We start from the raw sequence: 18,921 nt of genomic DNA, 5'->3' as shown, positions 1-18,921 counted from the left end.
TGCGTGGCAAGAACCTTTGGAACCCTGCTGCGTTGATGGGCATCAACCGCTAGAGGAGGCCAAGATGTCTCGATCCACACTCGCGAGGAGCAGCCTCGTGCTGCTGTCGCTCGGCCTGTTCGCTCCGCCTTTGCCGGCCGCGCCCGCCTCGCCTTTCCTCGCCATGGCCGGCTCATGGTCAGGCGGCGGCACCCTGACCACGTCGGACGGAATGCAGGAACGGCTGCGCTGCCGGGCGAGATACGATGTCGCCGGGACCGGCGCCGAACTCAGCCTGTCGCTCAGATGTGCGAGCCCGAGCTACAATTTCGATCTGGCCAGCAACGTTGAATATCGCGGCGGCGCCATCTCCGGTGCATGGACGGAAGCGAGCCGGAATGCATCCGGAACGATTTCCGGACGAGCGATCGGCGATCACGTCGAAGCCGCCGCGCGCGGTAACAATTTCTCTGCCAATTTGTCGCTGACGACGCGCGGCGGTCGGCAATCCGTATCGATCCGACCGGACCCGAGCAGCAATGTGAGAGCGGTTTCGCTCTCGCTCACGCGGCGCTAGCGCCAAGCCCGCGCACTTCGGAACGTGATGACGTTGTTCGGAACGTCATCACGTCCCCGCTACCACCCCTCTCTCGCGGGCCTTTGAACGGGTCTTGCTTGCCTGGTGGCACGGTCTCCTCCGCCACCGCGAACATGATGGCAGGTCAGCCTGTCAGATCGCGACGATATCGGTGAGGCATTGCTGCGTCACCGACATCCGCGCGTCGATTTGCGCCTGCGTCTTGCAGTCCATGTTCATCGCGAACACGGTCACCATGTCGCCCTTCTCGACCCAACCGACCAGCCAGCCGAGCGAGCCGTGCGCCTTGTCAGTCAAGCCGGTCTTGGCGCGGATGACGGCGTCGCCGACCTTGGTCACCGGCAGGATGTCGCGCACCAGCTCCTGGCTGCGCTTGGACACCGGCAGCACGCCGCGGCGCAGCCGGTCGAGGAAATCGACCTGCTGGATCGGATCGATCCGCAAGTTTCCCGACACCCAGAACTGATCGATGCCGCCGCCGATGTCGCGATTGCCGTAGTCGAGCATGTCGACATACGTCTTCATCCGCTCCTCGCCGATCCGGCGCGCGATCTCCTGATAGACCGGGAATGCCGACACCGCGATCGCCGAACGCAGCGTGTGATCCCTGTTCCAGGCTTCGATGCTGCGCGTCACGCCGTCCCACTTGAACACGTCCTTGTCGGGGTCCTGCACCACGCCGGTCTCGAGCGCGATCATCGAGTTCGGGATCTTGAAGGTCGAGGCCGGCAGCTTGCCCTCGCCCGAGCGAACCTTGTCGCTCGCGATGATCAGGTAGTCGTCGACCTTGTAGCCGACGAAGGTGCCCACGGTGCCGAGATCGAAGAATCGCCTTGCGAGATCCTCACGAAACTCGCTGCGCTGGTAGGACACGTTGGCGAAGCTGCGGGACGGCAAAATGCTCGCTGTGGCGAACAGACCGAGCGCATGGCGGCGATTGATCACGGCGGGTCCTGGACTGGTTCTTGAGCCAGACAACGATGGTTGATGCCATCGTGGTGAAAGGATGGCAACAAGGCTCTCCCTTGACGCGCCTTCGTCACGCGAACCAGGTTCTCCTTTCGCTCGACGACACTGTTGCTAGCGCACCCGGCCCGACAGGCGCAGCACGAAGATCAGGACCTCGGCGACCGCCTTGTAGAGTTCCTCCGGGATTTCATCGCCGAGCTCGACATTGGAGAGCGCGCCGGCCAGCACCTCGTTCTCCTCAATCGGGATGTCGTGGGCCTTGGCGACCTCGATGATCCTGGCGCCGATCGCGCCTTTGCCCTTGGCGACGACGCGGGGCGCGCCGGAGCGATCGTAGTGCAGGGCGACCGCGAGCTGGGACTTGGTCTCGCTCATAGCGCGCGGTCCAGGAAATGCCCGGCGCGCGCGGGCGTTGCTTGCGGCGGCGCGCCGTCGCGGATCTCGATCTCGCCGGGCGTGAGCTCGGATCTGGCGAGTGCCTGGCTCAACTCGGTGGCGCCGGCGCGCAACTGTGCGGCGGTTAGCGGCCGCTCTGCCCACATCCGCACCGATGTGGTGTCGCCGCTCAGCGAGACCAGCGCGTGCACCGGCCCCGCCGGCTCGATGTCGAGTGTGAAGCGCGCCCGCCAGGCCCGCTTGGTCGCCTCAATGGCCTCGCCGCCGCCGTCACGGGAAATCTCGAATTGCGCCATCGCCGTGCCCTGAGCGGTAAGGAACGGGATCTCGAAATTCCAGCGTGGCGTCATCGCGTCGATCTGCGGGCGCAGGGCGTCGCCGCCATCCGGCAGCGAGGCGACCTGCAGCAGTGTCTGCCGCGCCAGCGCGGCATCGGTGTTTTCCATGAGGCGATGCGCGACGGTCGACAGCGGCGCATCCGGCGCGATCGACGGCTCTGCCATGGCCTGCGCGACCGGAAGCGCGCCGCGAAACGGCGGCGGCGGCGTGTTGGTGCGCGCAACGTCGCCGGTCGGCATGTCCTGCGGTCCGGCGCCGTGCCGCACTGGGCCGTCAAGTTCGTGCAAGGCTTCCTGAAGCAGGTTGAGCGCGCCGCCCGGCGACGGTCCGCCGTCGAGCGCATCGGCCAGCGCGCCGACAAGGCTCGCGCCGCCAGACGTGAGATCCTCCGCGACCGGCACGCGCGCCTGCGGCAGCAGGATCTCGATGACCTCGAGATCGGGCATGGCCGGTGGCGCAAGGCCCGGTGCTGTGCCGAGGTTCGGCAGCGTCGGCTCCTGAGGCAACGGCGCCGATGCCGGACGCGCAGCATCGGCAGTCCCGAGCGACGCGTGCAGCGTCTGGCGCAGCACGATCAGCGCGGCCTTCAGGTCAGGCACGGTGCCGGCCGGCGGCGCAGCGCCCGAGGCCAGCGAGGCCTCGAACAGCACGCCGGATTTCTGGAATGCGGCCTTGACGGCATCGCCGCTGAGATCGTCGTCAAGGTTGGTCTGCTGTGCCAACACCTGTGCGACGGCGGCCTGCAGCTTCGGCGGCAGATTGGCCGACGCGATCGCGGCAAGATTGGCAAACAGCGGCCCCTGGCTGCCCTGTGCGGTTGCGGCGCTCTGCATGGCTGCGGTGACGGCAACACGCTCGAGCGGCGTCAGCACAGGCTGCGACGCGGTCGTATTCAAAGGGGAAGCGTCGCCGACGCCGGCCATCGCCGCCGGCGACAGCTTCACCGCATCGCCCGGTGTGCCGGTCGCGCCCCCACCCGACCCCACCAGTTGCAGGCGGACGCCATCCTGGGTGTTCAAGACCGCAAGCTGCAGGTTCTGGCCCTGCTGCAACGGGACTTCGGTCTGGACGTCGATCGCGAGACTCGCAATCGCAATCCGCACCAGATCGGCGGACAGTATCTTCAACACCTCCGCGTTGACCACACTGCCCGCCTGCAGGGTGAGATCCGGCGCAATGCTCCCCGCCTGGGGCGCGAGCACCGGCAGCACGGGATTGATGGTGATTGCCATATGGGGGTCTCGGCCGGCCGGTAAGATCGTGCGGCAGGCTAGCCGAGCGTCCTAAACCCCTCGTTAACCGACGGGCGACGCCAGGGCCCGGAGAATGCCGGCCGCGGCCTTGAAATCGACCAGCCGGGCGGCGCGGCGCGCGGCGACCTCCTCGTCGACGCCCCACTTCTCGATGTTCCAGTCTTCATCGACATGGGCGGCGGCCCAGACCTGGTCCTCGTCACGAAAGCCATGCGCCAGCGCCAGCGCAAGCAGCGCCGAGCCGGTCAGCGTCGTCACGACGTGAACGGCGGCGACCGACCATGGATCCGCCGGAAAGGCAGCCCGCGCCGCCGCGATCGCGGCCTCGGGCTGGCCGACATGCATGATCCCCTCGGCGAGGATGAAATGGGCTCCGAGCGTGTCGGCGGCCCAGAACAGCACCGGGTCCCAATGCGCAGCTTCACGCGCCACCAGCGCCTCGGGATGGCCGGCCCGATAGAACAGCATGTCGCTGCCGAGAAACTTCGCGGCGTCCTCGGACACCTCATCGACGCGATCGATCACTCCCTCGACGACGCTGTTGGCAAAGCGCGTCAACGGCATGGTCAGGGGGTCGATGGTCTCGCCTTGCGCATTCCACTCCGCCGCGATCGTGTCGGCGATCGCCCGCGACGGCACAACGATCGGCTTGCCCGAGGGCGAGCGGATCGACCGGTCGTCGAGCGTGACTGAAAATCCGCCGTCGGCCTCCGCGACACCGGCGCTCTTGTAGAAGCGCTTGCGCTGGGGGGCGCGGGTTTGACGCCGCACCGCCTCCTGCGGATCGATCGGAGATTGTCCTGCAACTTCGTCGAAGAGTTCGCGCATCGCGCCGGCCGGCTTTCGTTCCGAGGGATTTGCCCGCAAGATATGTCAGGGACACCGGCAAATAAAGCTGATGGGACTCGCCAAAATCCTCGCACCTCCAAAATCCTCGCACCTCTTGGCCTCGTCGCGGCCAGTCTGCGAGCGGTCCCGGCTGACGCCGGGTTCCGCTCACTGGAATCGCTGATCCGAAAATTGGAACAAGGGTCTCCGTCGCGAATTTGCTCCGGATGCCCCGCTATTTCTTCGATTATCGCGACGCGACCGGCGTCATCCGGGATGACGTCGGAGAAGACCTGCCCGGCGTCGATGTGGCGCGGGAGCTGGCCTTGGTCGCTCTTGGCGATGCCGCTCGCGATTTCACTCGACAGGGCCGCGAAGATCGCCTGACGATTGAGATCAGGGATGGCGAGCATGTCGTCGCTGGTGCAACCGTAACGGTCGCCACCAGCTGGTGGAGTTGACGGCTGTTCGGGCGTCACGCCAGTCTTCGATGATAACTGGAGCGTCACCATTGGATTGAATGACATCGGGATCGCGCTCTTGTCGACACTCGAGCATATGCACCAAAAGTTAGTGGCCCGCTTGCACGCCGGCGTTGGCATTTCAGATCAGGACCGTGCCGCACTGGAATCCCTTCCTCACACGATCAGAACATTGAACGATCGCGAATGCCTGCTCAAGGAAGGGGATGCGGCGGTTCGCTGCGCTGTCCTGATGAACGGCTTTCTGTATCGTCGGAAGATCATTGGCGATCGCGGTCAGATTCTGTCGCTGCACGTCCCGGGCGACATGCCCGATTTGATGACGTTGTATCTGCCGGTGATGGATCATGACCTCTGCAGTGCGGGACCGAGCACTGTCGGCATGGTGACGCATGCGTCGCTGAGAGCCCTGCTCGACAAGTCCCCGACCCTCATGCATGCGTTTTGGCGCGAGACCTTGATCGACGCGGCGATTTTCCGCCAATGGGTCGGAAGCCTCGGCTCGCGCGATGCAATCCAACGGATCGGCCACCTCTTCTGCGAGATCGCGACGCGACTTGAGTTCGTCGGATTGCTCAATGAGAACAGCTTTTCATTTCCGCTGATACAGGCAGAGCTTGCCGCCGCCTGCGGACTCTCGACCGTGCACACCAACCGCACCCTGCAGGCGCTCAGGCAGCGCAAGCTGCTGGAGTGGCAGGGACACACCGTCGTGCTTCCACGGCGCAGCGAGCTTGAAGCTCTGGCGGAATTCAATCCCGACTATTTGCAGCCAAGGGCGGTATCTACATGACGGCAGCTTCGACACGCTCTTGATCGAGAATTCGTGTTCGAGATATTGCCGGTGCCAGACGCGCCCCCGGTCTCGGCCACGCAGATTCCGAACAACTCGCTCGGCACTCTGGCGAGCGTCGGATACATCTGCGAATTGTTCCCTTCGCTGTTCGACTTGAAGCGCTTTGCAGGGCTTTGTCGCGAACACTTTGCGACAAATGTATCGGGACGCGTTGCGCGTCCCAAAGTTCCGCTGCCGCGGTGGGATGCGCCGCTCAATCGAAGCGCCTGCCTTGTTCCATCGCGCCGCAAAGTAAGCGCGATTGTCCCAATCGTCAGAGCGCAATTCAATCAAAGAGAAAGTCATCAGCAAAGGATTTCCACCGTGGGTGCGCGAGTGTACGATTGCAGCCTGCGAATGCGAGCCTGTCGCTCGTCCAAGCAACTGGCTCGTGGTAGCCGCATCACTCAAAGAGTGAGGTTGATCATGGAAGCGCACGCGAGTGACGAGCAGCTTCTGCTGCTAAAGAAGCTTGGCGGGCTTGTCGCAATCATTCTTGGCTGCTTGCTGACGGCTGTCGGCGCGACATTCGAGTCCGCCGGGACATTTGTCATAGGACTCCTGCTCCTTGTGCTCGGAGCCATCCTGCTCACACTCAAGATCGTAAGACGAAATCAGGACAGTCCGCTCGGATAAGCCGCCGTTTCCGCATGTTCGGATTGCCGTGAGTCCCGGCGTCGCAGGCTCGCGGTATCGCAGCCCGATTGTTCGGCGATGACGTCGCGCTGACGCGGTCACGAGAGGTTCGCCAACAGCCGCAGCCGATACTTCTCGCGGTGCTCCTGCAAGGCCTGCTCATCAGCCCACGCTCTAATCGCGATTGGCGCAGGATCTCGCATAGGCGGCACGACCGGCCTGGCTCAGGCCGCCGCCGGAGGCAGCCTCGTCCATGCATCGGCTCATACGGTCCCCAAACGATGCGCGCCCCCTGGTGCTGACGCTCGGCCGGGTGGGCAGAGCGTCCATTTTGGGGATTGCCGGCACCTCGATCTTGGGCGGCGGTGGAGGCCTGGGCGGTGGCGGATTGTAGATCGAGCCACCCGGTGGAATGGTCTGCGCAAACGCGCCCGTCGCCCCCACCATGCAGATCGCCGTACAAATCATGATCAACAAGCGTTTCATGACCAAGATGTCGTCCTTCTGCGGCAACGCTTCAAGTCATGGGTCGTATGCTCTGCTCTCACGGTTTCTGATAAATCACATGACCGGCGCGGATGGTGTAGCTCACTTTCGCGAGATTGCGGACGTCGTTCAGGGGGTCGCCGTCGAGCACCACGACATCGGCGTCGAAACCCTGTTCCACCCGTCCCTTCTTCGCAGCCTTGAAATATCGCGCCGGATTTGACGTCAGCGACGCCAGGATCTGGCGCTCCGACAGCGCGCGGTGCATCAGCTCATATTCCTGCGTGGTGTCATAAAGCTTGGTGAAGCCGACATCGGTGCCGAACAGAACCGCGCCACCATTCTCGGAGAACTGCTCGAGCTGATTGACGGTTGCGGCGAGCAGGCGATTTGTCACGGCGGGATCGAGGACGACGGTGGTAAACAGCGACAGAGTCGGAATCAGTGCGATGCCCTGCGCCTTGAAATGCGCCAGCTGCTCCGCTGTATAGCTGCTTTCACTCGGGACGGTATGCGCGAGCACGTCGACGCCGGCCGCAATCACCGTCTCGACGCCGATCCTGTTCTGCGGATGGGCAAACACCGGCTTGCCCTGCGCATGCGCCACGTCGACGGCGGCCTTGGCAACGGCCGGGTCCATGTTCACGACGGGCTTGTTTCCCTTGTACACACCGGTGAACAGTTTCACGCCGTCAAGATTGAGGTTCATGTAGGTGCGCGCCAGTTGCGACGCGTCGTCCGGCGTGGACGCCTCGGGTAGCTGCATCTCTGCCGGCAGATAGGCGGGATGGCCATCCTTCGGGAAGATGCTGCCGGCGAGCAGGATGTTGGGGCCCGCGACTTCGTTCGCGGCGATACGCCGGCGCAGCGCCAGCGTGTCCCTGGGATCCGAGCCGAGATCCCACACCGTCGTAAAGCCCCATCGGGTCAGCATCTGCTGCATATGCTCGGTCAATGGCGCCGCGGGTATGGTGCCGGCATTGCGCCAGACGCCTTGTGTGAAATGGACGTGGCTGTTCCAGAAGCCAGCCACGATCGTCTTGCCGCTGCAATCGATCACGCGCGCATCCGCGGGCACCTGGATGTCGCCGGACTTGCCGACCGCGCTGATGACGCCGTCGGTCATCACGATCACGGAATTGAGTAGCGGAGCTGCGTCGGGCGAGGCGTAAAGATTGCCGCCGCGGAGCACGACCGTTTCGGCGTGGGCCGTCGCGGTGATGGCGGCCGAGCCAAGAAGCCCGAGGAGCAGCGCCGTGCGGAGCCAGATCCTGGTCATACACAACCCCTTTCGATCATGAACGCAGGCCGGCCGATCCCGGCACACGGCACGGTAGCCGCGACGTTCGACACCGCTTTGATCGTTGTTGCTGTCGGCGAAGTTTATTCCGCGCCGGCGCCTGAGCGCCGGTCATTCCTCGGGCGCGTTCTCGATCGGGTCGAACCGGTCGGACTCGAGCCCAAGCAGATTCCAGGATTGCAGCATGTGCGGCGGCAGCGGTGCGGTCGCGTCGATCACGCCGCCGCGCGGGTGCGGAATCACGATGCGGCGGGCGAGCAGGTGCAGCCGGTTCTGCAGGCCGCCGGGCAGCTCCCAATTCTCCTTGTTGAAATATTTGGCATCACCGACGATCGCGTGATCGATATGCGCCATGTGCGCGCGCAATTGATGCGTCCGACCGGTCACCGGCTTCAGCGAGACCCAGGCGAGCTTCTGCGCCGAGGTCTCGACCACGGCATAATAGGTCACGGCATGGCTGGCGCCCTCGTCGCCATGCGCCGCGATCCGCATGATGGTGTCCTCCTCGCTCTCCTCCTTGGCGAGATAGGTCGAGATGCGGCCCTGCTTCGGCTTCGGCACGCCGGCGACCAGCGCCCAGTAGATCTTGCGCGCGGAGCGATGTCGGAAGGCGCCGGTCAGATGCGTCGCGGCAAACCGCGTTTTGGCGACCAAGAGGCAGCCCGATGTCTCCCTGTCGAGGCGATGCACCAGGCGCGGCTTCTGCCCCTTTGCATCGCGCATCACCTCCAGCATCTGGTCGACATGACGCGTCATGCCGGAGCCACCCTGCACGGCGAGACCTGCCGGCTTGTTCAGCACCAGCACGTCGTCGTCCTCGTAGAGGGTCATCTCCTTCAGCGCCTGCAAGGTCTTGGTCTGAGCCTCGGACAGCGCGCCCGCCGCCTTGGGCGTGTCGAGCCGCAACGGCGGGATGCGGACGCTCTGCCCCTCCTCCAGCCGGTCCTTGGAGTCGGCACGCTTGCCGTTGACCCTGAGTTCGCCTTTGCGGACGATGCGCTGGATGTGGGAGAACGACAGGCCCGGAAACCGCGCCTCGAGGAAGCGATCGACCCGCATGCCGTTCTCGTCCGCCGTCACCACGACGGTCTGCACCTTGGTCGGCAGCGGCCGCTCGCTCGCAGCCTTCGCCGGTGTCGAGGCGACGGGCTCGCCCCGCTCCCGCCGCGGCTCGGCAAAACGCGCCGCCTTGGCCGGCGCGCGGTGCGACGGCGGGCGGTCGCTCACCTTGCACTCGTCCGGCTTGCGGCTGCGCTGCCCCGGTCCGCCCTTTGTCCGATCCTTCGGGCGATCCTTGGCTCGGTCCTTGGCGCGATCGCCCGGCGATATCGTTCTCTTGATGCGGCGGCTCATGGTGATTTTTCGGCTCCAGACCTGCATTGTGCGTAGCGCAAATGCCGCGAATCGTCACGGCGAAATCGGTGTAAATCCAGCGCGACATCGGCCGCCTTCGGCCGCACGCGGCAATCGACGGGGAAGCTTGCAATGAGACTGGCACTATCGGCCTTGGCGGCGGCGGCCGTGATGATCGCGGGCCCGGCGCTGGCGCAGAGCCCGATGCCGGACGATCTGGCCTGGAAGCTGCTGGAACTCGGCCGCGTCGGCGACTCGCCCAAGACAGCCGCGCTCTACGCGCCGCTGCAGCAGAAGGAGCCCTATCAGGGCGTCAAGGTGGAGCGCGACGTCAAATATGGTCCTGCCGACCGTCATTTGCTCGATGTGTTCACGCCCGATACGGCGTCGTCGCCCCGGCCGGTGCTGATCTTCATCCATGGCGGCGCCTTCGTCGCGGGCAACAAGCGCAATCCGGGCAGTCCATTCTACGACAACATCATGCTGTGGGCGGTGAAGAACGGCTTTGTCGGCGTCAACGCGACCTACCGCCTGGCGCCCGCCTTCCCGTGGCCGGCCGGCCCTGAGGACATGGGCGCGATCGTGCAATGGGTCTCGGAGAAGATCGGCGAGCGCGGCGGCGATCCCGCGCGCATCTTCCTGATGGGCCATTCGGCCGGTGCGATCCATGTCGCGAGCTATGTTTCCCATCCCGAATTCCACAAGGTGAAGGGCGGCGGGCTTGCCGGCGCCATCATGGTGTCGGGCATCTATGACCTGACGGCCTCTCCGGTCGGCGATGCCGAGCTCGCCTATTACGGCTCCGACCCGTCGCGCTACGCCGAGCGCTCCTCGCTGCAGGGCCTGGTCGCAAGCCCGATCCCGATGATGGTCGCCGCGGCCGAGCTCGACCCGCCGCGCTTTGTCGAGCAGTTCGAGCTGTTGAAGCAGGCCACCTGCAAGCGGCCGAGCGGCTGTGTGCGCACCTTCATGCTGCCGCAGCACAGCCACGTGTCGGAGGTCTATTCGATCAACACATCGGACACGCGGCTGACCGACCAGGTGCTGGACTTTGTGAAAAGCGGAAAATGAGGCGCTATTTGCCGCCTCGCTCCTTGCGAAGCCTTTCCCAATAATCCAGCCGCTTGCGGATCTCGCGTTCGAAGCCGCGGTCGGGCGGATCGTAGAAGGTCTGGCGTCCCAACGCCTCCGGGAAATAGTCCTGCCCCGAGAACGCATCGGGCATATCGTGATCGTACTGATAGCCGGAGCCGTAGCCTTCCGACTTCATCAGCTTCGTCGGCGAATTCAGGATGTGCTTCGGCGGCAGCAGCGAGCCGCCCTGCTTGGCGGCCTGCATCGCAGCCCCAAACGCGGTGTACGCCGCGTTCGATTTCGGCGCGGTGGCGAGATAGATCACGGCCTGCGCGATCGCGAGCTCGCCCTCCGGCGAGCCGAGGAAGTCGTAGGCATCCTTGGCGGCGTTGCAGATCACCAGCGCCTGTGGATCGGCGAGCCCGATATCCTCCACCGCCATGCGCACCACGCGCCGCGCCAGGAACAGCGGGTCCTCGCCGGCATCGAACATGCGCGCGAGGTAGTACAGCGCGGCATCGGGATCAGAGCCGCGCACCGACTTGTGCAGCGCCGAGATCAGGTTGTAGTGACCGTCGGCCGACTTGTCGTAGATCGGCGCGCGGCGTTGCAGGATGTCCTGAAGCTGCGCCGCGTTGAACACCTCGCCCTGGCGCGCGGCGCGCCAGACCTCTTCGGCAAGTGTCAGCGAGGCGCGACCGTCGCCATCGGCCATCCGCACCAGCACCGCACGCGCCTCGGCATCAAGCGGCAGCTTCCTGCCCTCGACATTCTCGGCATTGGCGAACAGCCTTTCGATCGCAGCCGCGTCGAGCGAGTGAAACACCAGCACGCGGGCGCGCGACAGGAGCGCCGCGTTGAGCTCGAACGAGGGATTTTCCGTGGTGGCGCCGACCAGCACCACGGTGCCGTCCTCCATCACGGGCAGGAAGGAATCCTGCTGCGCGCGATTGAAGCGATGCACCTCGTCGACGAACAGGAGCGTGCCCTTGCCGGTCTCGCGGCGGGCGCGCGCGGCGTCGAACGCCTTCTTCAGATCGGCGACGCCGGAGAACACCGCCGAAATCTGCTCGAAATGCAGCTCGGTGGCGTCGGCCAACAGCCGCGCCACGGTGGTCTTGCCGGTGCCGGGCGGGCCCCAGAACACCAGCGAGCCCAGCGTGCGCGTCTCCAGCATGCGGGTCAGCGCGCCGTCGGGACCGAGAATGTGATCCTGGCCGACGACATCGGCAAGCGTCCGCGGGCGCAGACGGTCGGGGAGCGGATGCGGCGCATCCTGCTCCATCCCCGCCACAGCGAACAGATTGGAAGCCTCGCGTGGTTGCTTCGGGCTCATCCGCCAAGCGTCACGTTGATCTGCTGGCCGCCGCGCACCAGCGTAATCCGCCAGATCCGCGTCCCCGTCTTCGATGCCCTCTCGAGATCGCTGGTCCGCGCGATCTTCTGGTTATTGACCGCGATGATAATGTCACCCTTCTGGAAGCCGACATTGGCCGCCGTGCCGTCATCGGCAAGCTCGGTCACCACGACACCCTCGGCTCCCGCGTCGAGATGCAGCTCGTCGGCCAGCGCCGGCGAGATGTTGGCGACCCTGGCGCCCTGGAACGGCGAGCGCGCGGTCAGCACGATCTCGTCACGGTTGGTGTCCGGCGCGGTCTCCAGCGGCACCGTGAGCTTCACCGGCTTGCCGGCGCGCTGCACGTCGATCTCCGCGCTGCCGCCAAGCGGCCGGGTGGCGAAGCGGTAGTCAAACGCATTGGGATCGTCGATCGGCGTGCCGTCGATCGCGACGATCAGGTCGGAGAGCTTCAGCCCCGCCTTCGCCGCCGGGCTGTTCGGCGCGACGTTGGCAACCAGCGCGCCGGTCGGCAGCTTGAGCCCCAGCGTCTCGGCGATCTCTGGCGTCACCGCCTGCAGCCGCGCGCCGAGCCACGGCCGCTTCACCGCCTTGCCGCCGCTCTTGGCCGAGGCCACCACCACGCGCACCATGTTGGCAGGAATCGCAAAGCCGATGCCCTGCGAGCCGCCGGAGCGCGAGAAGATCGCGGTGTTGATGCCGGCGAGCCGGCCGGTCATGTCGACCAGCGCGCCGCCCGAATTGCCGGGATTGATCGCGGCATCGGTCTGGATGAAGAACTGATAATCCGTGATGCCGACCTGGGTGCGCGCCAGCGCCGAGATGATGCCGTGCGTGACGGTCTGGCCGACGCCGAACGGGTTGCCGATCGCGAGCACGACGTCGCCGACCTGCAACTGGTCGGAATTGGCGAAGTCGAGCGTCGCGAATTTCTCCTTGTTGGTGTCCTTCAGGCGTAGCACCGCGAGGTCGGTGCGGCTGTCCTTCAGCACGATCTCGGCTTCGTATTCGCGCTTGTCGGCGAGCGACACCTTCACCTGGTCGGCGCCCTCGATCACGTGATTGTTGGTGACGACGAGACCGGATGCATCGACCATCACGCCGGAGCCGAGCGAGCGCTGCATCTGCTCGGGCTGCTGTCCCGGCACGCCGAAGAAGCGGCGGAAGATCGGATCGTCCAGGAGCGGATTGCGGTTCTGCACCATCTTGGCCGCGTAGACATTGACCACCGCCGGCTGCACCCGCTGCACGATCGGCGCGTAGGACAGCTGCAGCTCCGCCTGCGAGGACGGGACGCGACGGTCCTGCGCCGCGGCGGGATAACGGCTCGCCGTGAAGGCCAGCGCGCACAGGACGGGAATAGCGGCAAAGCGGATGAATCGGAGCATTCTCACCTCTTGCGGAAAACGCCGGAATATAGGCGCGTTCGTGCGGCAATTGAAGGGTATCCGGCCTAATATCTGGCGCCCGATCGGACGGTGCGAAGCCGGCCGGACCTGCGTCGAAGCAGCCACTACGTATCCAATGATGCTCGTCATCTTGCAGCGCAATTTCGCCTGTTGCCCACGCGCAAGCGGCCCTGCGATCGCGGACGGCGCTGTCGCGCGTCAGTCACGGTAGCCTTTCGAGACTCGTTCCCGAGTACTGCATTAGCAACTGAGGACGTGCGGCGCGACGCGGCAGCAATGCATTCGCTGTGCCGACCAGTTCGCGCTCTGATGGGACAGGATTGGCAATAGTATCCAAACGGGGACTAGTTCCCTGAATTTACGGGACTTGCCAATCGGAGGCCAGCGCGACAATTAGACATCAGGCAATCGTCGCTACCCATGGAGACCGGGCATGAAAGCCGTCGGATACCAAAAATCGCTGCCGATCGAGGCGGCGGATTCGCTCGTTGATTTCGAAACCGCAACGCCGGAGCCGAGGGGGCGCGACATCCGGGTCGCGGTGAAGGCGATCTCGGCCAATCCGGTCGACTACAAGGTACGCAAGCGCGCCGCACCGCCCGCGGGCGAATACAAGATCCTCGGCTTCGATGCGGCCGGCGTGGTCGACGCGGTCGGCCCCGATGTCAGCCTGTTCAAGCCAGGAGACGAAGTGTTTTACGCCGGCTCGATCCAGCGCCAGGGCACCAATTCAGAGTTTCACCTGGTCGACGAGCGCATCGTCGGGAAGAAGCCCAAATCCCTGTCATTCGCGCAGGCCGCGGCGCTGCCGCTGACCTCGATCACTGCCTGGGAATTGCTGTTCGACCGGCTCGGCGCGGTGCCGGGCAAGAGCCTCGATCCGCGCACGCTTCTGATCATCGGTGGCGCCGGCGGCGTCGGCTCGATCCTGATACAGCTCGCACGCCGTCTTACCGGCTTGACCGTGGTGGCGACGGCAACGCGTCCGGAATCTCAGAAATGGTGCCTCGATCTCGGCGCCCATGCCGTGATCGATCATGCCAAGCCGATGAAGGAGCAGATCGAGAAGCTGAGGCTGCCACCGGTCGGGCTGGTCGCCAGCCTCACTTTCACCGACCAGCACTACAAGTCGATCGCCGACTTCATCGCGCCGCAGGGCAAGTTCGGCCTGATCGACGATCCGCCGGAGTTCAACGTCGCGGTGTTCAAGGGCAAGGCGGTGTCGGTGCACTGGGAATCGATGTTCACGCGCTCCTCGTTCCAGACGCCCGACATGATCGCCCAGAATCATCTGCTCAATGACGTCTCGGACCTCATCGACAAGGGCGTGCTGCGCACCACCCTCGACCAGACCTTCGGCACCATCAACGCCGCCAATCTCAAGCGCGCCCACGCGCTGCTCGAAAGCGGCAAGTCGCGCGGCAAGATCGTGCTGGAGGGGTGGTAGGCATCGATGCGTAGGGTGGGTTAGCCCTAGGCGCAACCCACCGCCGCATTACCGTCGAGACATCGGCCGCGATGCCGCGCACCTTGCTGCCCGGCACCGCCGTTGCGATCGCGTTGCCGATGCCTGCGGTCGAGCCGGTGACCAGCGCAGTTTTTCCGGAAAGGTCGATTTTCATTCGGAGGTCTCCTGTCATAGCCCCCTCGCCCGCAGCACGCACATGAGTGGCAACTGTGGCATCCCTCGCGCCATGCGGTTCTCGCCGACTTTCATCCAACCGTCACAAAACGCATCGTTTGCACGCCAGTCGCTTTCACAGATTGTCAATTCAACGACTGTAAGTCGTCGCCGCAAATAGCTCGAGCGGACCTCTGGCTATATCTTCGGCAACCGGGCGCAGATCCTCTTTCAGCGACGACGACGTCCGGAGCCGTGCGACTTGACAGGAAAGCATCAGATGTTCGTAATCTCCAGGACGAAGCAGCTCCGCGCGATCATTCTGAAGCGATTCCGACCAAGCCTTCGAAGCCAGATCGCGATGCTTGGTATCGGCGGAGTAGTCATCGTCAGCGCAGCCTGTCTCGGCGGCCTCGAATACGCGGCACGCATGCAGCGCGAGTCGGACGACAGCATGCGCTTCAGAACGCAATTGTCCGAGCTGTCCGACGGCTTCCTGGAGACGCAGCAGATCGCGGCCAAGTTCCTGCGCACGCGCAATGAAGACCTGGCGAAGACTCTCGCCAATCGCGTCCAGGACGAGACGGCGATGCTCGACAGGCTCGAAGCTTTCGCAGCAGCGCTGCCGGAGGACGATCCGATCAGGCAGGTGTCCTCGTTGCGGAGCGGCATCAATCTCTATGCGACCAGGTTCCAGAATATCGTCGGCGCCCAGCGCATGCTGGGCCTGACCGACAATGATGGCTTGCGTGGAAAACTGCGCAGCTCGGCGCAGCAGTACGAGTCCCGGCTGGCGCAGCTCGACCAGCCCGGGCTGACCGTCCTTTTGCTGACGATGCGCCGTCTCGAGAAGGATTTCGTCCTGAGCGGCGAAGAGCGATTTGGCGACCAGCTCGATGAGCGTGAGGCCGAGTTCGAGATGGCGCTAGCTGCGTCAACGCTGGCTAAGGACGAGAAATCCGAACTCCTTGGTCTCGCCCGATCCTACAAGCTGGCGTTCGCCGGCGTCCTCGTCTCCCGCCAGGCGCTCGATGACCAGATGGAGGACCTCTATCAGATCTTCGACCGTATCCGGCCGATGCTGGTCAAGGTCGCCGCGGCAGCCAGCGCTCGCGCCGATCTCGCACAGCGCAAGGCCAGTGAATTCAGGCAGGTTCTGACGTGGGTGATCGGACTGACCGCGTTCGTGCTCACGTTGTTTGCCGTGTTGTTCGGCCGGCGCCTCGCTGGGCTCATCAGCGGCATGACGGCCGCGATGCGGCAATTGGCCGACGGTCGGTTCGACGTCGTCCTGCCCGGCCTGGAGCGGTCAGACGAAATCGGCGAAATGGCGCGCGCCGTCGAATCGTTCAAGACCAAGGCGCAGGAGAAGGCCCGTCTTGAGCTTGACGCGAGGCTGGAGGAGAACCGTCGCACCGCCGATCGGCACAAGGGCGAACTCGCGCGGCTGGCCGAAGCATTCGAGGCCAGCGCCGGTGGCGTCATCGATACCGTCTCCACGGCATCGGAGGAACTGGCCGCCTCGGCTCGCGATCTCAGCGACACGGCCCATCACACGCAGGAGATGTCGGCAAACGTCGCGGCAGCCTCCGAAGAAGCCTCCGACAATGTCAGGCGCGTTGCGGCCGCGGCGGAACAAATGATCGCCTCGGCGTCCGAGATCGGACAACAGGTCGAGGAATCGGCCAGCATCGCCAGCGAGGCCGTGCAGCAGACAAGGCAAACCGACGATCGGATGGCGCAGCTCGCATCCGCCGCCGACCGTATCGGCAACGTGGTACAGCTGATCGCAACGATCGCGCATCAGACCAACCTGCTCGCCCTGAACGCGACGATCGAGGCCGCCCGCGCCGGCAAGGCGGGTTCCGGCTTCGCCGTGGTCGCGCAGGAGGTCAAGACGCTCGCCAGGCGGACCGCGGAGGCGACAGAGGAGATCCGCGAGCAGATCGCCGGCATCCAGACCGCCACAAAGGAATCCGCCGAGGCTATCAGCGATATCGCAGGCATTGTCCGCCGGATCTCCCAGATCGCCTCTGGCGTTGCGAAGGCGATCGAAGCGCAAGGCGACGCGACGCGGAGCATCGCGCAGAACGTTCAGGTCGCCTCCGAGCGGACCTCCCAGGTGGCCGTCAGCATCGGCCAGGTGGCAAGCGGCGCCTCCCGGACCGGCAGCGCCTCCTCCCAGGTCCTGAGCTCCGCAAGACTGCTGTCGGACGGCAACAATCGTCTCAAGCAGGAGCTCGACAATTTCATCGCCACCATCCGCGCCGGCTGAGCGGTTACAAAAAAAGCGGCGCCCAAAGGCGCCGCTTTCGAAAACTTGACCCGACACCGGCTTACGCCGCCTCGGCTTCCTTCTCCTGCGTCGGGCCGGAATCCTGGCCCTTGGCATCGACGTCGCGATCGACGAACTCGATCACGGCCATCGCCGCGTTGTCGCCGTAGCGGAAGCCGGCCTTGATGATGCGGGTGTAGCCGCCCTGGCGGTCCTTGTAGCGGGGCGCCAGCGTGTCGAACAGCTTCTTGACCTGGTCGACGTCGCGCAGCTCCGAGATCGCCTGACGGCGCAACGCCAGACCGCCCTTCTTGCCGAGAGTGACGAGCTTCTCGACGATCGGCCGCAGCTCCTTGGCCTTCGGCAGCGTGGTGACGATCTGCTCGTGCTTGATCAGCGCGGCCGCCATGTTGGCGAACATCGCACGCCGATGCTCGGCGGTGCGGTTGAGCTTCCGATGAACCTTGCCGTGACGCATAGTCTATTCCTTACTTTGTATCTGCCGCGACGGTTCGTCGGACATGTTGCTCAGGTCGGCTACCTGCGTTCGCCCGCAAAAGCGCTATCGAGCGCTTTTGCTTTCTTGTTTGAGCATGATCCTTGTCGGAAAACCGCTACACACTTTTCCGGGATCATGCTGGTGCTTAGTAGTGATCCTCGAAGCGCTTGGCGAGCTCGTCGATGTTCTCCGGCGGCCAGCCCGGCACTTCCATGCCGAGATGCAGACCCATCTGGGCCAGCACTTCCTTGATTTCGTTCAGCGACTTGCGGCCGAAGTTCGGGGTGCGGAGCATTTCCGCTTCCGACTTCTGCACGAGGTCGCCGATGTAGACGATGTTGTCGTTCTTCAGGCAGTTTGCCGAACGCACCGACAGCTCGAGCTCGTCGACCTTCTTGAGGAACGCCGGGTTGAAGGCGAGATCGGGGATGATCTCCTGCGCGACTTCCTTGCGCGGCTCCTCGAAGTTGACGAACACGTTGAGCTGATCCTGCAGGATGCGCGCGGCATAGGCGACGGCATCCTCCGGCGAGATCGCGCCGTTGGTCTCGATCGTCATCGTCAGCTTGTCGTAGTCGAGGATCTGGCCCTCACGGGTGTTCTCGACCTTGTAGGAGACCTTGCGGACCGGCGAGAACAGGCTGTCGACCGGGATCAGTCCGATCGGCGCATCCTCGGGTCGGTTGCGCTCGGCGGCGACGTAGCCCTTGCCGGTCGTGACCGTGAACTCCATGCGGATCTCGGCGCCATCGTCCAGCGTGCAGAGCTGCAGGTCGGGGTTGAGAACGGTAACGTCGCCGACGGTCTGGATGTCGCCGGCAGTGACCGCACCCGGACCCTGCTTCTTCACGACCATGCGCTTCGGGCCTTCGCCCTGCATCTTGATCGAGATGTCCTTGATGTTGAGCACGATGTCGGTGACGTCCTCACGGACGCCAGCGATCGAGGAGAACTCGTGCAGCACGCCGTCGATGTGCACCGACTGCACCGCCGCGCCCTGCAGCGAGGACAACAGGATGCGGCGCAGCGCGTTGCCGAGCGTCTGGCCGAAGCCACGCTCGAGCGGCTCGGCGACGACGGTGGCGAACCGGGACGCGTCCGAGCCCGGCGTCACCTGCAGCTTGTTCGGTCGAATGAGTTCTTGCCAATTTTTCTGGATCGTCACTGTTTCACCCATGTGCCAGTCGAATGGACGAGCCTGGCGTTGGAGATCGCGGAACAGTCCGCGCGGT

The 18,921-nt window shown here is 64.7% G+C and carries 18 protein-coding genes and 1 pseudogene; 7 read left to right on the top strand and 12 right to left on the bottom strand.

Translation table 11 applies throughout. From position 1 onward, the window contains the following. The first annotated feature begins 97 nt into the window (after nucleotides 1-97). The gene (locus MTX23_RS14750; protein WP_348637555.1) at nucleotides 98-556 is read left to right on the top strand and encodes a hypothetical protein; all 459 of its coding nucleotides are present in this window, start codon (nucleotides 98-100) and stop codon (nucleotides 554-556) included. A 153-nt stretch (nucleotides 557-709) separates the two neighbouring features. On the opposite strand, the gene blaOXA is transcribed toward MTX23_RS14750, so the two are convergent. The 4 genes from blaOXA to MTX23_RS14730 all read right to left on the bottom strand — a co-directional run bounded on the left by blaOXA (nucleotide 710) and on the right by MTX23_RS14730 (nucleotide 4,362). Further along, nucleotides 710-1,522, bottom strand: coding sequence for a class D beta-lactamase (gene blaOXA / locus MTX23_RS14745; RefSeq protein WP_280977384.1), 813 nt, complete (start codon nucleotides 1,520-1,522; stop codon nucleotides 710-712). 135 nt (nucleotides 1,523-1,657) lie between these two features. After that, nucleotides 1,658-1,921, bottom strand: coding sequence for an EscU/YscU/HrcU family type III secretion system export apparatus switch protein (locus MTX23_RS14740; RefSeq protein WP_280977383.1), 264 nt, complete (start codon nucleotides 1,919-1,921; stop codon nucleotides 1,658-1,660). Continuing rightward, a complete protein-coding gene (locus MTX23_RS14735) occupies nucleotides 1,918-3,513 on the bottom strand; it encodes a flagellar hook-length control protein FliK (RefSeq protein WP_280977382.1) in 1,596 nt (531 codons plus the stop codon). The genes MTX23_RS14740 and MTX23_RS14735 overlap by 4 nt, the downstream gene beginning before the upstream one ends. 63 nt (nucleotides 3,514-3,576) lie before the next feature. Further along, complete coding sequence (locus tag MTX23_RS14730) at nucleotides 3,577-4,362, bottom strand: ATP12 family protein (RefSeq protein ID WP_280977381.1); 786 nt, start codon at nucleotides 4,360-4,362, stop codon at nucleotides 3,577-3,579. Nucleotides 4,363-4,589: 227 nt separating this feature from the next. Between MTX23_RS14730 and MTX23_RS14725 the strand changes: the two genes are divergently transcribed. The 3 genes from MTX23_RS14725 to MTX23_RS14715 all read left to right on the top strand — a co-directional run bounded on the left by MTX23_RS14725 (nucleotide 4,590) and on the right by MTX23_RS14715 (nucleotide 6,315). Next, nucleotides 4,590-4,823, top strand: coding sequence for a hypothetical protein (locus MTX23_RS14725; RefSeq protein WP_280977380.1), 234 nt, complete (start codon nucleotides 4,590-4,592; stop codon nucleotides 4,821-4,823). A 79-nt stretch (nucleotides 4,824-4,902) separates the two neighbouring features. Further along, nucleotides 4,903-5,637: a Crp/Fnr family transcriptional regulator gene (locus tag MTX23_RS14720; RefSeq protein WP_280977378.1), complete on the top strand. Its 735-nt coding sequence runs from the start codon at nucleotides 4,903-4,905 to the stop codon at nucleotides 5,635-5,637. 33 nt (nucleotides 5,638-5,670) lie between these two features. Further along, nucleotides 5,671-6,315 (top strand): hypothetical protein, encoded by a 645-nt coding sequence (locus MTX23_RS14715; RefSeq protein WP_280977377.1) that lies wholly within the window; start codon nucleotides 5,671-5,673, stop codon nucleotides 6,313-6,315. A 174-nt stretch (nucleotides 6,316-6,489) separates the two neighbouring features. Here MTX23_RS14715 and MTX23_RS14710 read toward each other — a convergent pair whose 3' ends face one another. From MTX23_RS14710 to MTX23_RS14700, 3 genes are all read right to left on the bottom strand, one after another. Then, the gene (locus MTX23_RS14710) at nucleotides 6,490-6,801 is read right to left on the bottom strand and encodes a hypothetical protein (protein ID WP_280977376.1); all 312 of its coding nucleotides are present in this window, start codon (nucleotides 6,799-6,801) and stop codon (nucleotides 6,490-6,492) included. Nucleotides 6,802-6,859: 58 nt separating this feature from the next. After that, nucleotides 6,860-8,080, bottom strand: a complete 1,221-nt coding sequence (locus tag MTX23_RS14705; protein WP_280977375.1) for an amidohydrolase family protein — start codon at nucleotides 8,078-8,080, stop codon at nucleotides 6,860-6,862. A 132-nt stretch (nucleotides 8,081-8,212) separates the two neighbouring features. After that, complete coding sequence (locus MTX23_RS14700) at nucleotides 8,213-9,454, bottom strand: RluA family pseudouridine synthase (RefSeq protein ID WP_280977374.1); 1,242 nt, start codon at nucleotides 9,452-9,454, stop codon at nucleotides 8,213-8,215. Between the two features lie 132 nt (nucleotides 9,455-9,586). On the opposite strand from MTX23_RS14700, the gene MTX23_RS14695 reads away from it, so the two are divergent. Then, on the top strand, nucleotides 9,587-10,525 hold the full coding sequence (locus MTX23_RS14695) for an alpha/beta hydrolase (RefSeq protein WP_280977373.1): 939 nt from the start codon (nucleotides 9,587-9,589) through the stop codon (nucleotides 10,523-10,525). A gap of 4 nt (nucleotides 10,526-10,529) precedes the next feature. Here MTX23_RS14695 and MTX23_RS14690 read toward each other — a convergent pair whose 3' ends face one another. Both MTX23_RS14690 and MTX23_RS14685 read right to left on the bottom strand, forming a co-directional pair. Then, a complete protein-coding gene (locus tag MTX23_RS14690) occupies nucleotides 10,530-11,864 on the bottom strand; it encodes a replication-associated recombination protein A (RefSeq protein WP_280977372.1) in 1,335 nt (444 codons plus the stop codon). Next, nucleotides 11,861-13,273, bottom strand: a complete 1,413-nt coding sequence (locus MTX23_RS14685; protein ID WP_280977371.1) for a DegQ family serine endoprotease — start codon at nucleotides 13,271-13,273, stop codon at nucleotides 11,861-11,863. The genes MTX23_RS14690 and MTX23_RS14685 overlap by 4 nt, the downstream gene beginning before the upstream one ends. 454 nt (nucleotides 13,274-13,727) lie before the next feature. Between MTX23_RS14685 and MTX23_RS14680 the strand changes: the two genes are divergently transcribed. Then, entirely contained in the window at nucleotides 13,728-14,741 is a 1,014-nt protein-coding gene (locus MTX23_RS14680) for a zinc-binding alcohol dehydrogenase family protein (RefSeq protein ID WP_280977370.1), read from the top strand. An 85-nt stretch (nucleotides 14,742-14,826) separates the two neighbouring features. Here MTX23_RS14680 and MTX23_RS14675 read toward each other — a convergent pair. Then, a pseudogene (locus tag MTX23_RS14675) lies at nucleotides 14,827-14,916 on the bottom strand (oxidoreductase); the annotation flags it as partial. A 279-nt stretch (nucleotides 14,917-15,195) separates the two neighbouring features. On the opposite strand from MTX23_RS14675, the gene MTX23_RS14670 reads away from it, so the two are divergent. After that, complete coding sequence (locus MTX23_RS14670) at nucleotides 15,196-17,190, top strand: HAMP domain-containing methyl-accepting chemotaxis protein (RefSeq protein WP_280977369.1); 1,995 nt, start codon at nucleotides 15,196-15,198, stop codon at nucleotides 17,188-17,190. Nucleotides 17,191-17,251: 61 nt separating this feature from the next. Here the strand turns inward: MTX23_RS14670 and rplQ are convergent, their stop codons facing one another. Next, nucleotides 17,252-17,668 (bottom strand): 50S ribosomal protein L17, encoded by a 417-nt coding sequence (gene rplQ / locus MTX23_RS14665; protein ID WP_280977368.1) that lies wholly within the window; start codon nucleotides 17,666-17,668, stop codon nucleotides 17,252-17,254. A gap of 166 nt (nucleotides 17,669-17,834) precedes the next feature. After that, a complete protein-coding gene (locus MTX23_RS14660; RefSeq protein ID WP_280977367.1) occupies nucleotides 17,835-18,866 on the bottom strand; it encodes a DNA-directed RNA polymerase subunit alpha in 1,032 nt (343 codons plus the stop codon). Nucleotides 18,867-18,921 lie beyond the last annotated feature (55 nt).

This window comes from Bradyrhizobium sp. ISRA436 (genome assembly GCF_029910015.1).
Lineage (GTDB): Bacteria > Pseudomonadota > Alphaproteobacteria > Rhizobiales > Xanthobacteraceae > Bradyrhizobium.
Note: the sequence above shows the minus strand (reverse complement) of the source record. Positions and strands in the feature narration are given on the sequence as shown.

What these genes read in the sequence shown, in the direction of transcription:
- MTX23_RS14740 (WP_280977383.1), bottom strand. Translation starts at nt 1,921, where the DNA reads ATGAGCGAGACCAAGTCCCAGCTCGCGGTCGCCCTGCACTACGATCGC.
- MTX23_RS14735 (WP_280977382.1), bottom strand. Translation starts at nt 3,513, where the DNA reads ATGGCAATCACCATCAATCCCGTGCTGCCGGTGCTCGCGCCCCAGGCG.
- MTX23_RS14730 (WP_280977381.1), bottom strand. Translation starts at nt 4,362, where the DNA reads ATGCGCGAACTCTTCGACGAAGTTGCAGGACAATCTCCGATCGATCCG.
- MTX23_RS14725 (WP_280977380.1), top strand. Translation starts at nt 4,590, where the DNA reads ATGCCCCGCTATTTCTTCGATTATCGCGACGCGACCGGCGTCATCCGG.
- MTX23_RS14710 (WP_280977376.1), bottom strand. Translation starts at nt 6,801, where the DNA reads ATGAAACGCTTGTTGATCATGATTTGTACGGCGATCTGCATGGTGGGG.
- MTX23_RS14705 (WP_280977375.1), bottom strand. Translation starts at nt 8,080, where the DNA reads ATGACCAGGATCTGGCTCCGCACGGCGCTGCTCCTCGGGCTTCTTGGC.
- MTX23_RS14700 (WP_280977374.1), bottom strand. Translation starts at nt 9,454, where the DNA reads ATGAGCCGCCGCATCAAGAGAACGATATCGCCGGGCGATCGCGCCAAG.
- MTX23_RS14695 (WP_280977373.1), top strand. Translation starts at nt 9,587, where the DNA reads ATGAGACTGGCACTATCGGCCTTGGCGGCGGCGGCCGTGATGATCGCG.
- MTX23_RS14690 (WP_280977372.1), bottom strand. Translation starts at nt 11,864, where the DNA reads ATGAGCCCGAAGCAACCACGCGAGGCTTCCAATCTGTTCGCTGTGGCG.
- MTX23_RS14685 (WP_280977371.1), bottom strand. Translation starts at nt 13,273, where the DNA reads ATGCTCCGATTCATCCGCTTTGCCGCTATTCCCGTCCTGTGCGCGCTG.
- MTX23_RS14680 (WP_280977370.1), top strand. Translation starts at nt 13,728, where the DNA reads ATGAAAGCCGTCGGATACCAAAAATCGCTGCCGATCGAGGCGGCGGAT.
- MTX23_RS14670 (WP_280977369.1), top strand. Translation starts at nt 15,196, where the DNA reads ATGTTCGTAATCTCCAGGACGAAGCAGCTCCGCGCGATCATTCTGAAG.
- rplQ (WP_280977368.1), bottom strand. Translation starts at nt 17,668, where the DNA reads ATGCGTCACGGCAAGGTTCATCGGAAGCTCAACCGCACCGCCGAGCAT.
- MTX23_RS14660 (WP_280977367.1), bottom strand. Translation starts at nt 18,866, where the DNA reads ATGGGTGAAACAGTGACGATCCAGAAAAATTGGCAAGAACTCATTCGA.